Here is a 12,747-nt window from a genome sequence, read left to right as displayed (position 1 = left end):
CTCAGCGGAACTGGTTAAGCAAGGGTAATTATTTCACTAATTTGTGATTAAGTAGCATCATTTTAAAGTAGCAGGTTCAGGTTGAGCGATCGCAACTTGCCATTCCTTGCCTGTTTGCTTCAGCTTAAAATAACTACAAGACTGTAAAAATCTTATAAAATTACCGTTCAACTGTAAACTTTTCATCATCTTGGTAATTGGTTGATGATATTGTCTACTAAACTGAGTTCCAAGCGTTGAAAGACCAATGTAACTCCCAGGCGATTTTGTAGTTACTTCAGTTAAAAGTTTTATCAGGGCTTGCTCTAGTTCTACTCTTGAGTTGATTTTTCTAGGGAACGAATTCGTTTTTGACTCAATTTCCTTAACCTCATTTTGACGACTCACAGTATCTGGATGATTAACTTCAAATAAAGTTAGATACAGTTCAGCGTCATCTGAAGGCTGATGAACTACAAAATCCTTGCTATTTTCGGTAAAAATATCTCTAGCTCGCTTTCCTGGAAGATGAGCTGACACAACTTGAGAGATAGTTAGTTTGTACTTGGTGTGAAATAATTTGGAAATTTTAGAGAGTTTTACCCAGGGATTGTTGGTATCTTGTTGCTCTACTTTAATTAACTCTTTAAGCTGACTGATTGCTTGCTCCAGCGAGGGAACTTCTAATGAAGGCTTGAGAGAAAGAACCTGAGTTTGATTTGTTTTGCTATTAAATACTGTTAAATTGTCTGCTTGCTTACGAACTCGATATACTGTTAAACCATGAGTTTGAAGCGTGTTACATAAATGAGTCATTACCCCATCAGACGAACAAACTAAAACTTCTCTTGCTGTCGGATAATGTACAAAAATAGAAGAGCCAACAGTTGCCATTTTTACATCAGCACTGTCTTTCCCCGTTGGAACATGAATGAGTTCGTAGCCACGTCCATGAAATTCCACATCTTGCTTACCCATCTTACTCCAGTTAGCAAAAGCAACTTTGATTTGAATAGGATAAACACAAACCCCGGTCAAGAATTTTTCGGTATTAACGTCAAGTTTTAAGTTTTCCGCATCAAGAAGTAAAATAGCAATTCCTTCTGAAGGTTCGGGTAATGCTCTCGATAGCGTTGATGTCAATGGTTTGACTTGCTGCGAATGTCCAACATCTGTTGAGCTATCCAAGACTAAGTGTTGAGTTGAAGAACGAATTTTTTCTATCAAGTTATCGTAATCTGGTAGCTTGAAGTAGCTGGAAACTAGTAAGATTTGCAGGAATTTTTGGACATTTATAATCAGTGCTTCCTGGTCTTGAGCCTTGCTGAATCCTTCTTTTAGCTTTACGAGGAAGGTAGACTGATTTTTGGGATTGTGCAACGGAACGTTCCTATACTTTTCCCTTAGCAAGTTAGGCTGCTGCTGCTGGATTTCGAGAATGGCTTGGTAAATATAGAAGCTGATTTCCTCAATGAGGGCAGAATCATTAATGGGTGTCACACTGGGGTTATCCAACATGATTGCGATGGTTGTCCTGATTTACTCCTGAGCTGAGAGAGGGCGATCCTCATATTTAGGATTCCCCTCATAATATAAAGATGGCGCTTCATACTTCTTAATATCTAATTATGGCGAGAGACTTGCGGGGATTCATCAAACTACTAGAGGAACGCGGGCAATTACGGAGAATTACAACTCTAGTTGACCCAGATTTGGAAATTGCGGAGATTTCCAACCGGATGCTGCAACGCGGTGGCCCAGGCTTGTTGTTTGAAAATGTCAAAGGGGCATCCTTTCCAGTAGCGGTAAACCTGATGGGTACGGTGGAACGGATTTGCTGGGCAATGAATATGCAGCACCCAGAGGAACTGGAGGAACTAGGTAAGAAACTGGGGATGCTGCAACAGCCGAAGCCACCGAAGAAGATTTCCCAGGCGGTAGAGTTTGGCAAAATCTTGTTTGATGTGGTGAAAGCCAAGCCAGGACGTGATTTTTTCCCAGCTTGCCAGCAAGTCGTGACTCAAGGCGATGATGTGGATTTGACGAAGTTACCACTGATTCGCCCTTACCCAGGTGATGCCGGGAAGATTGTCACATTGGGGTTAGTCATTACGAAAGATTGTGAGACAGGAACCGCGAATGTTGGGGTATATCGCCTGCAACTACAATCCCGCAACACGATGACGGTGCATTGGCTATCTGTGCGGGGTGGTGCAAGGCATTTGCGGAAGGCGGCTGAACAAGGGAAAAAGTTAGAAGTTGCGATCGCACTTGGTGTTGACCCCTTAATTATCATGGCAGCCGCGACACCGATTCCGGTTGACTTGTCAGAATGGCTATTTGCTGGACTATATGGCGGTTCTGGCGTTCAGCTAGCTAAATGTAAGACGGTAGATCTAGAAGTACCAGCCGATTCGGAATTTGTTCTAGAAGGAACGATTACGCCAGGGGAAATACTGCCAGATGGCCCATTCGGTGACCATATGGGGTATTACGGTGGGGTAGAAGATTCGCCGTTGATTCGCTTCCACTGCATGACGCACCGCAAAGACCCGATTTATCTTACAACGTTCAGTGGACGTCCACCGAAAGAAGAAGCGATGATGGCGATCGCACTTAACCGCATCTATACTCCGATTCTGCGGCAACAAGTCACAGAAATTGTTGACTTCTTCCTGCCAATGGAAGCCCTCAGCTACAAAGCAGCGATTATTTCCATTGATAAAGCCTACCCCGGACAAGCACGACGTGCGGCTCTAGCGTTCTGGAGTGCTTTACCACAATTTACTTACACAAAGTTTGTGATTGTTGTTGATAAAACGATTAATATTCGCGATCCACGCCAAGTTGTTTGGGCAATTAGTTCTAAAGTTGACCCTGTGCGGGATGTCTTTATTTTGCCCAATACACCCTTTGATAGCCTTGACTTTGCTAGCGAAAAAATTGGCTTAGGTGGTCGCATGGGAATTGATGCAACAACAAAAATGCCTCCAGAAACTGACCATGAATGGGGCGCAACTTTAGAATCAGATCCAGATGTTGCTGCAATGGTAGAACGACGTTGGGAAGAGTATGGTTTGAATGATTTAAACTTGGGTGAAGTTGACCCCAATTTGTTTGGATACGATATGCGATAGAGCAAATATGGCTAAATCAAAACTGAGCAATGATACAGATTGGAAGAAGAATCACTGGTTTCGAGTCGCTTTACGTTTACAAGGGTCAGTTATTCCCTCTATTCTTCCCAGAGTCCTTTTGTCCAGTGTCTTTGGCGTTTTTATTTCAATACTTCACCACTTTGGTTTTTCTGTATCCTTGTCAGTTTTGAGTGGAGTTGTTCCTAGCATTGTCTTAGGTTTACTATTGGTTTTTCGGACAAATACAGCTTACGAACGGTTTTGGGAAGGTCGTAAAGCCTGGGGAACTTTGGTGAATACCGTCCGTAATTTTGCTCGGCAGATTTGGGGAGCGATTGAAGAACATACGCCAGAAGATCGAACCGCAAAAGTGACGACACTGAGATTGTTAGTGGCTTTTGCTGTTTCTATTAAGTTACATCTTCGAGGAGAGCCAGTAAACAGTGAGCTAGAGGCGTTGATGTCACAAGAGCAATATCAACTGCTCAAAACGATGAATCATCCACCTCTAGAAATTGCTTTTTGGATTGGAGATTATCTCCAAGAACAGCAGAGGCGAGGTTATCTCAATACTTATCAACTCACTGCTATGCTGAAGTTACTCGATCAGATGGTAGATGTTTTAGGGGCTTGTGAGCGAATTTTGAAAACTCCAATTCCCTTAGCTTATTCCATTCACCTGAAGCAGTTGTTGTTAATCTATTGCCTCTCCCTACCCTTTCAACTCGTTGATGGCTTGAATGGGTGGACGGGTTTTGTGTCGGGTTTGATTAGTTTTGCTGTATTTGGCATTGAAGAAATTGGTATCGAAATCGAAAATCCTTTTGGTTATGATGCCAATGACTTGCCCTTAGACACAATTTGCGCCACAATGCAACGTAATATTGAAGATTTAATTACCCTAGCTCCTTGCGTAAGAAATTGGCAATCAACAGCAATGAAATAGCAAGTTATCAGCGATCGCAACGTTTAAATTTCTGTTATCCCTGATTCAATTGCTGCCGCATTTGGGGAAGCAACATTTAGTGTTCGCTCAGCTCTCCTCTCATCGTAGATGACATCAGAGTCAGGCTCTATCCCCTCAGGCTTATCCTCACTAGATGCTTGGTCGTTTGGCTTACTACCAGTTTTTGATTCGGCATCACGTTCAAGCATCTCTGGGTCAGAGCTTTCGTGAATTGATAGATTAATTAGTGGCTTTTCTTCAGAATTCATTGAATGGCTCTTGATTAAGTTACCAAGGTATCTACCTGATAAAAAATTAGATGAAGCCAGTACTTGTTCCCTCTAGCTAACGACATAGCTCCTGTGGTTGGGGAAACTTGCCTCTATAGCTGTCGCCATAAAGGTTAAGGCAGATTTAACAGCTCAAATGATCGCGTATCAGTAACACACAAAAAGCCCTCTGCCTGCCGTCTTTTGCTATACCTTCCCAAGTATGGAAACGTATAGTCAGGAGTGCTACAAGTTTGCTTAATGCAGTTTACGCATCACATAGATGCATTAAGTACATCACGAGATAGGAATTGTGTTTTAAGGTAGAGAGAGAAGGCGCTCTTACCCTGAAAAATAGGACTAGCTAATTTTTCAATTTATGAATAGAGTTCAGTTCTACTTGTTGTAGGTACCCTGAAAGCTATTTGAAATGGGCATAGCAACTACTTCTTGACTTCTAGGCTCGTAGTTTTAACGGCTTCTAGCCAAGGTTTAACATGAATAACTCGATTAAACAACAACCCAGCAATTGTCTCGATACATCGTTTAACGATAGCCTTGACCGCTTTAATTTTGACGTTTGGGCGAGTGCCGTTAGACGTCAGATGGTTGCTTCACTTCAAAAAAGGGGCAGTGAAAGGGAATCAAGAGTCAATAGAAAAAATTAACGTCTTACCTAGCCGTTAATTTTTTCTATTGAGTGTAAAAACATTCCCTTTTTATAGCTCTCTTTGAAGTTGCTCAAAACTAACTTAATAGGTTACAAGAAGGCGATCGCTCTTTAACTAAAGGCGATCGCTTTTGGTATGTTCAATATAGCAGTTAGCGCTCAGCTATCAGCCATCGGCTTTTTTGTTTTTCTGACTGATAGCGCTGTTTCACAGATACTAAGCCCAGACAGGCTCTACTCTCCTGTTTGACTCCTTAGGGCTTTCCCGTCAGCCATCGCTTCACCAGCAGTTAGAGAAGAGGCTTGGCGTTTTGATTGTCTCGTCTTTTTGGACTTACCACCGCCTTTAAAGCGATCGCTAAATGACTTGACTACGATATACAGAATAGGCACCACAAACAAACTCAAGAACGTAGCGATCAGCATTCCACCAAAAACTGCTGTACCTAGAGATTGACGGCTACCTGCCCCTGCTCCGGTTGCAATTGCCAAAGGAAAAATACCCAAGAGAGTAGATAAGGCAGTCATGAGAATTGGACGCAAGCGTTGTTCCGAAGCCTCAATCGCCGCCTTCGTAATTGAAAGCCCTTGCTCTCGCAACTGGTTGGCAAATTCCACAATCAGAATCGCATTCTTACTCGCTAGACCAATCAGCATCACTAGACCAATCTGGCAATAGACATCATTGACCAAACCACGCATCGACTGTGCCAACAGTGCCCCAAAAATTGCTAAAGGGACTGTGAGCATAATAATCACGGGGTCAATGAAGTTTTCGTACTGAGCCGCCAGTACCAAGAACACGAACACAAGCCCCAACCCGAAGATAATTGGTGCTTGACCACCCGACTCTAACTCTTCGGCAGAAGTCCCTGACCATTCGTAACCCAATCCTGGTGTCAACACTTTCGCCGCCAGATTCTCCATCGCTTGAATTGCCTGTCCCGAACTAGAACCAGGGGCTGGCGAACCCGTTATTTCAATAGACCGGAATAGGTTGTAGTGGTTAATCGTTTGTGCCCCAGTCGTTGTTGTCACTTTGACCAAATTGCCTAAAGGAATCATCTGATCGCTTGCAGAACGAACGTACAGATTATTGATGTCCTCTGGATTTGAGCGAAACTCGCTATCTGCTTGGACATACACGCGATAATTCCGTTGCTGTAAAGTGAAGTCGTTTACATACTGCGAACCTAATAACGTTTGCAGGGTGTTGAAAATATCATCAATATCGACTTGCAGCGCCTTGGCTTGGTTGCGGTCTACTTCGACTAAAAGCTGAGGTGTGTTTGCGGCAAACGTACTAAACACCTGTGATAATCCACTACCTGGTTGATTAGCTTGCCCAAGGATTTGACCGAAAGATTGAAGCAAAGGCTCTAAACTTTCGTTTCCTCTGCGGTCTTGCAACTGAAAGCTAAAGCCGCCAAAGCTGCCTAAACCCTGAATGGCAGGTGGATTAACAGGGAAAATTCTCGCTTCGGGAATTGCCCCGAACGCTCCAAATAATTTACCGATAATTGCCTGGACTGCTTGGTCTGGTCTTTTACGCTCATCCCAAGGCTTAAGGGTCGTAAAAATCAAGGCACTGTTAGCCGTATTACCGCTGAAACTAAAGCCACCCACCGCGAAAGTCCCGACAACTTCAGGCTCTTTCAGGATAATTTCTTCGACTTGGTTGACGACTTCGCTGGTGTAGTTTAGTGAGACGCCTTCTGGTCCTTGGACAACTGTGATGAAATAGCCTTGGTCTTCTTCAGGAAGAAATCCTGTAGGCACGCTGAGGAAAAGCCAAACGGTTGCCCCCAAGGACAGGATAAATAGCCCAATGACGACGGCTTTAAAGCGGGTCAAAAACGTTAGCGATCGCTGATATCCTCGTCTTGTCCAATCCAGGAACCCATTAATCCGACCAAAAATCCAACCCATCCAACCGCGTGGTGCTTGCCCCTGACGCAGCAGGAGTCCTGAGAGGGAAGGTGTAAGGCTTAGGGCAAGAAAGGTCGAAATCGCGATCGAAAAAGCGATCGTCAGGGCAAATTGTTTATAAAGTGCTCCCGTTGTACCAGGGAAGAATGCCACTGGCACAAACACCGCCATCAGTACGAGTGAGGTGGCAATGACTGCTCCAAACAACTCGTGCATGGCTTCAGTCGCGGCTTGACGAGGACTCATGCCCTTTTGAATAAACGTTGAGATATCCTCGACCACAACAATCGCATCGTCAACCACCATACCTGTTGCCAGGGTTAGACCAAACAGGGACAAGCTATTGATCGAAAAGCCAAAGATTTTAATAAAGGCAAACGTACCAATCAAAGCCAGGGGAATTGTAATCGAGGGAATTAGGGTGGCGCGCCAGTCTTGTAGGAACAGAAAAATGATTAAGACGACTAACGCGATCGCGATCAAGAGCGTAATCAGTACCTCGCTCAGAGACGTTTCCACATAATTCGTTGTGTCAAACGCCACGCGATATTCCAATCCAGGCGGAAACGACTTGGCAAGCGTTTGCATTTCTGTTTTCACCACACGGGCAACATCCAAGGCATTACTGCCGGGAAGTTGATTTATCCCCAAACCCACAGCGTCATTGCCTCGAAATCGCAAGAATGTGCTATAGTTTTCTGCCCCAAGTTCAGCCCGACCGACATCTTTAAGCTTGACAAGCGTGCCATCATCATCGGTCTTTAGGACAACTTCCTCAAATTGGGAAGCATCAGTGAGTCGGCTGACCGCCCGTAGGTCAAGTTGATACATTTGTCCTTCTGGCGCTGGCTGCTGACCAATCCCCCCAGCACCGACCTGTAGGTTCTGCTCATTAAGCGCATCGACTACATCCTGAGGCGTTAGACTCCGACTAGCAAGGCGATTTGGGTCTAGCCACAGGCGCATTGAATATTTGCGCTCACCAAAAATCTGGACATTACCAACACCATCCAACCGTTTCAGGGCATCTACCAGATAAATATCAGCGTAGTTACTCAAAAAGGTGTTGTCGTACTCACCATTTACCGTATAGAGTCCGATCGCCATGAGGATGTTGCTGGACTCTTTGCTGACCCGAACACCAGTTTGTTGAACAGATTGTGGCAATCGGGGTTGGGCGATAGACACTCGGTTCTGAACATCAACCGCAGCAATATCTTTGTCCCGTGAAGGGTCAAACGTGATTGTAATTGTACTGGTGCCATCATTACTGCTGCTCGAAGTCATGTACTTCATGCCTTCGACCCCATTGATTTCTCGTTCAATGATGTTCGTGACGGCGTTTTCTACGACTTCCGCACTCGCCCCACTGTAGTTAGACGTAACGCTGACTTGAGTTGGGCTGATATCTGGGAACTGTGCAATCGGTAGAGTGGGAATACTGATTGCTCCTACCAGTAAGATGATCAAACCGCAGACCGTAGAGAAGACAGGTCGCTTAATGAAAAAATCAACAAACATGGAAGTAGGGGATGAGTGGTTGGGGTTGGGGATTGGGAATTGGGAATTGGGAATTGGGAATTGGATAGTACTCAGTTCCCTGTCCATACTTCCCTAGTTCCCAATTCCCTTTATGACTGAGGGATGATGGGAGCGCCATCAGACAAATTGAGAATGCCAGAAACGATTATTTTTTCTCCTGCTTGCAATCCTTCAATGACCTGATAATTGTTACCTTTAATTTCGCCTAGTTTCACAGGCTTTTGACGAGCGATGAGTTTGGATTCTCCTTGCGGTTGTTGTGCAACAAAAACAAAAGTCTGCCCAGCCACACGCGATATGGCTGTTGTCGGGATGGAAACTCCAGGACTTCTATTCCAAATCACCCTAGATCGAACTAACTGCCCATCTCGGAGGCTACCTTCCGGATTGGGAAAGGTGGCTTTTGCGAGGATCGCCTGCGATTGGGAATTTACTTGAGGTGAGACAAAGCTAATTCGACCTGTGCCTATGGGGGTGCCGTCTTTTGGCCCAGTTAGCTGTACAGGAAGCCCAACGCGCAATTGTGAGGCGCGTTCAACTGGAATGGTGATGTTAAGGTTTAACGATTGGTTTTGGATAATCGTCGTCAGGGTGCTACTTGTGTTAACGAAGTCCCCTAGCTTTACTGGGATGTTACCGACAACACCAGCAATGGGGGCAGCCACTCTGGTATCTTGTAGCTCTTCTCCAGCGAGGTTGGCTTGGGCTTGGGCTTGCTGTATGGCAGAATTTGCCTGATCTAAAGTGGCTCTAGCCGCTCGAACCCGCTCTTCGGCAGCGTTAAGGTCAGCACGGGCAGCGTCGCGATCGCGTCTCACTTGGTCTAATTGTTGTCTTGCAAAGGCTCCTTGAGCAACAAGAGTTGAAATCCGCTCGAATTGCTCGTTTTGAAGTTGCAAGTCAGCCTCTGCACTAACTCGTTCCGCCTCTGCCGCACTGATTTGCGCTTGGGCATTATTTAACGCCGCTCGTTGTGCGTTAACGTTTGCGATCGCACCCGTCACTTCTGCCTGACCTTTATCAGGCTTCAGTTGCACAACTGGAGCGCCAGCGGCAACGCGGCTTCCTTCTGAGACAAAAATTTGAGTGACTCGACCCTCTATAACAGGTCGCAAAATTACCGAGCGATCAGCTTCTAGTGAGCCAACAATCTCAGTGCTTTCCTCAATCGTACCTGTTTCCACCTCCTGAAGTTTCACCGGAACTCCTGGAGGTGCGCCTCCTGCTGCACCTGGAGGAGCATCACCGCGACTACAAGCCCCGGTTAGAAATAAAAGTAGAAGTACTATACCTAGAGATTTACCAGAAAGTGAGGCACCGAGTTTAGCCATTGCACTTGCCTTGGTTGGCTGAGTTGTTGAACGTCAAACGTAGGGTGATTATTCCAGTTTTGAAAAACTAATTAAAGCAATGTAGACTGAACGCGCATATTTTCCGATAGTATATCAGTCTGGTATAGATAAATGAATGCTTGAACTAGCAACTTTAGGTCTACTTCAGTGTGAACCGCTGCACGGCTACCGTTTGAAGCAGCAGTTAGAGCTGTTTATGAGTAGTAGTATCAGTGTTAACTATGGTGCAATCTATCCCTTATTGAGGCGTCTAGAGGAACGAGGAGAAATCGCGACCCTAGCGACAGACCAGGCAGAAACCGGGTTAAGTCGCAAAACCTACTGTATAACTGACAAGGGGCGTCAACGATGGCATCAAAAGATGATTGAGCATCCCCACGAAAGTTGGGTGAACAGTCGTTCTCGCTTTTTCATCAAGTTCTTCTTCTTCGGCAACCTAGAACCCGCTGAACGGATTAAATTACTGAAGCATCGCTTGAATGTCTGTCAGCTACGCCTTGAAAGTTTTGAGGTTGAACATCAGGCACTCACTGACCCCTACCAGAAGAGTGTGGGACAGCAATGCTTGAGTGGTCTTCGGTCAGATATTGAATGGATCAAGGAGCAACTAGAGAAAGAACGCAACAAAAGTGGCTGCCAAGCAGAAACCCGTGTCGGCTTATCCTAAAGAATTTCTTATGATTACAAAGATTAAAAAATTTAGTACGGCTGCGGAGTGTTTACAGGGTGTGAGAGAATTTCTGAATTTCTCAAGCTATGTCTCTTTGCCAAACTAAGCTCATGTGATCGTTTGCCAAGTACACAGGCTTGGGATTATTCTGCAAAGGGTTGCAAATCCTGCAAGAAGATTAGTTCTTTTAAGCTAAAGACCAAAATTTAGAACTTATGCCAAGTGTTCGTCATTTCGTGGCTTTAGGAATTGGGGCTGCGATCGCTTTGAGCTATATAGAGCCTGGAGCCTCAAAAGATTTTCCATTGATTAGTAAACCTCAGAGGCATCGGGCCCAAAGCCAAGATGCCAACCCAGAGGTAGTACCTCATCAAGGACGTCTTGTAGCATCTTCTCAAGACTCACAAGAGGTTGAGAGAAGAGGATCAAAGAAAGCCGGGGGGGAAGATGAACCCAAGCAGTCGGTTGTCATCCCAGACGATGAGGTGCCGACAGAGGCAGATACTCCAGAAAGTAACCTTGCTCCAAATAATCTAGACAATCCAGTTACAAACTCAGATGAGGGTGACCAAAGAGGAGAAGTGGGGGAAGCACGGGAGGAGAGCATCTCTGTCAATAAGTTACAAATCCCTGAATGGGTTCGTGACGAGGAAGAAAAATCGGCTAGCGTTAGCCAAGCCTCAGCGACTCTAACTGAGCAAGAGGAAAGCGATCGCGTTAGCGAAGCGGAACCGCTAGGCTCAGCGCTGCTACCAGCAGATCGCCTAGGGGAAAACACAGCCAATAATCCCGACGTATCTGAACCCTCACAGGATATCGTTGCGCCAACAATTGTTCAGTCTCCAGCATCTGACATTGCCCAATCCCCGCCAGGAAACCAGGGTTCAGCACCAGAATTTCTCAACCCTAGCGCTAATCCGCTACTGTTCCCTACTGAAGCGGAGGAAGTCCAAGTTCAAATCACACAGCCGATTACCCTACAACAGGCGCTCGAACTGGCACAGCGTAATAATCGAGATCTTAGAGAAGCGAGACTAACCTTAGAGCGCTCCCAATTTCAGCTACAAGAAGCTTTAGCCGCTGAATATCCGACAGCAACGTTTGGTGCAGATTTTACCCGCTCCGATTCTGCACAACGCGAGCTAGGCATTGAGGCACAAGCGGACAATCCATTAGCCCCTGACGATGATGATACGATTTCAACGACCTTCAATGGGACAGTGGAATTAAGTTACGACCTATTAACGGCTGGGCGACGTTCAGCTAATATCCGGGCAGCACGAGAACAGGTGCGATTCCAGCAGCTAGATGTAGAACGGATTTTTCAACAATTGCGTCTGGATACTATCCGTTCCTACTACGATTTGCAGGAGGCTGATGCACAAGTTGAAATTTCCCAAGCCGCTGTAACTGATGCGGCACGGAGTTTACGTGATGCTCAGTTGCAGGAACAAGCGGGGTTAGGTACACGATTTGATGTCTTGCAGGCACAGGTGCAACTCGCCAATGAAAACCAAGGTTTGATTAGAGGTGTTAGTCAGCAACGAATTAGACGACGTCAGCTTACTCAGTTATTGAGTTTAGCTCAGCCAGTGGAAGTCTCGGCGGCAGACCCGATTGAAGTGGCTGGTGATTGGGAATTATCCTTGGAACAGAGTATTATCTTGGCTCTGAAAAATCGAGCCGAGTTGGAACAGCAACTGGTGAATCGAAATATTAGCCAACAGCAGCGACGTGCAGCTTTAGCAGCGATTAGACCTCAAGCAAGTGTATTTGCTAGCTACAATATCCTTGGGGTATTGGATGATGACTTTGGACCTGCGGATGGGTTGAGTTTAGGGGCGCGGTTGCAGTGGAATTTTTTTGATGGTGGAGCAGCAAGAGCAAGAGCCAGATCGGAGGAAACTGAGATTGCGATCGCAGAAAATCGTTTTGCTGACCAGCGCAATCAGGTGCGCTTAGAGGTAGAACAAGCCTTTTTCGAGTTGAGTGCTAACGAGGAGAATATTCAGACGGCTTCTTTTGCCCTGGAACAAGCCCAAGAAAGTTTACGATTGGCACGGCTACGATTTCAGGCAGGGGTTGGTACCCAAGCGGACGTGATTACTCAGCAAACCCAGCTTACCCGTGCTAGAGTCAACCGACTCAATGCAATTCTCGACTACAATCGGGCGCTAGCTGCTCTGCAACGAGCAATTAGCAATCTTCCCGATAGTAATCTTTTCGATTTGCCCTAGTTGGAGTCTTTCTCCA

Annotated in this window: 8 protein-coding genes; 4 read left to right on the top strand and 4 right to left on the bottom strand. The window is 45.6% G+C overall.

The annotated features are described in order from the left end of the window. Positions 1-57 precede the first annotated feature (57 nt). Positions 58-1,206 carry an NYN domain-containing protein gene (locus H6F98_RS09905; protein WP_242058459.1) on the bottom strand — a complete coding sequence of 383 codons (1,149 nt, stop codon included), beginning with the start codon at positions 1,204-1,206 and terminating at the stop codon, positions 58-60. A gap of 401 nt (positions 1,207-1,607) precedes the next feature. Here H6F98_RS09905 and H6F98_RS09900 point away from each other — a divergent pair, with 401 nt between their 5' ends. Next, a complete protein-coding gene (locus H6F98_RS09900) occupies positions 1,608-3,116 on the top strand; it encodes a UbiD family decarboxylase (RefSeq protein ID WP_192218500.1) in 1,509 nt (502 codons plus the stop codon). A 7-nt stretch (positions 3,117-3,123) separates the two neighbouring features. After that, on the top strand, positions 3,124-4,062 hold the full coding sequence (locus H6F98_RS09895) for a bestrophin family protein (RefSeq protein WP_192218499.1): 939 nt from the start codon (positions 3,124-3,126) through the stop codon (positions 4,060-4,062). Positions 4,063-4,085: 23 nt separating this feature from the next. On the opposite strand, the gene H6F98_RS09890 is transcribed toward H6F98_RS09895, so the two are convergent. The 3 genes from H6F98_RS09890 to H6F98_RS09880 all read right to left on the bottom strand — a co-directional run bounded on the left by H6F98_RS09890 (position 4,086) and on the right by H6F98_RS09880 (position 9,803). Then, a complete protein-coding gene (locus H6F98_RS09890) occupies positions 4,086-4,331 on the bottom strand; it encodes a hypothetical protein (protein WP_192218498.1) in 246 nt (81 codons plus the stop codon). Positions 4,332-5,235: 904 nt separating this feature from the next. Then, a complete protein-coding gene (locus H6F98_RS09885; protein WP_192218497.1) occupies positions 5,236-8,451 on the bottom strand; it encodes an efflux RND transporter permease subunit in 3,216 nt (1,071 codons plus the stop codon). 110 nt (positions 8,452-8,561) lie between these two features. Beyond that, on the bottom strand, positions 8,562-9,803 hold the full coding sequence (locus tag H6F98_RS09880) for an efflux RND transporter periplasmic adaptor subunit (RefSeq protein WP_192218496.1): 1,242 nt from the start codon (positions 9,801-9,803) through the stop codon (positions 8,562-8,564). Positions 9,804-9,939: 136 nt separating this feature from the next. Here H6F98_RS09880 and H6F98_RS09875 point away from each other — a divergent pair, with 136 nt between their 5' ends. Next, positions 9,940-10,491 carry a PadR family transcriptional regulator gene (locus H6F98_RS09875; RefSeq protein WP_192218495.1) on the top strand — a complete coding sequence of 184 codons (552 nt, stop codon included), beginning with the start codon at positions 9,940-9,942 and terminating at the stop codon, positions 10,489-10,491. A 218-nt stretch (positions 10,492-10,709) separates the two neighbouring features. Then, on the top strand, positions 10,710-12,731 hold the full coding sequence (locus tag H6F98_RS09870) for a TolC family protein (protein WP_192218494.1): 2,022 nt from the start codon (positions 10,710-10,712) through the stop codon (positions 12,729-12,731). Positions 12,732-12,747 lie beyond the last annotated feature (16 nt).

It is taken from the genome of Microcoleus sp. FACHB-SPT15, assembly GCF_014849525.1.
Taxonomy (GTDB): Bacteria; Cyanobacteriota; Cyanobacteriia; order Cyanobacteriales; family Coleofasciculaceae; genus Symplocastrum; species Symplocastrum torsivum.
The sequence above is the reverse complement of the archived record's forward strand: the minus strand, read 5'-3'. Positions and strand labels throughout refer to the sequence as shown.

Bases quoted from the DNA above. Each gene is read 5' to 3' on its own strand.
- H6F98_RS09900 (WP_192218500.1), top strand. From the start codon at position 1,608: ATGGCGAGAGACTTGCGGGGATTCATCAAACTACTAGAGGAACGCGGG.
- H6F98_RS09895 (WP_192218499.1), top strand. From the start codon at position 3,124: ATGGCTAAATCAAAACTGAGCAATGATACAGATTGGAAGAAGAATCAC.
- H6F98_RS09890 (WP_192218498.1), bottom strand. From the start codon at position 4,331: ATGAATTCTGAAGAAAAGCCACTAATTAATCTATCAATTCACGAAAGC.
- H6F98_RS09885 (WP_192218497.1), bottom strand. From the start codon at position 8,451: ATGTTTGTTGATTTTTTCATTAAGCGACCTGTCTTCTCTACGGTCTGC.
- H6F98_RS09880 (WP_192218496.1), bottom strand. From the start codon at position 9,803: ATGGCTAAACTCGGTGCCTCACTTTCTGGTAAATCTCTAGGTATAGTA.
- H6F98_RS09875 (WP_192218495.1), top strand. From the start codon at position 9,940: ATGCTTGAACTAGCAACTTTAGGTCTACTTCAGTGTGAACCGCTGCAC.
- H6F98_RS09870 (WP_192218494.1), top strand. From the start codon at position 10,710: ATGCCAAGTGTTCGTCATTTCGTGGCTTTAGGAATTGGGGCTGCGATC.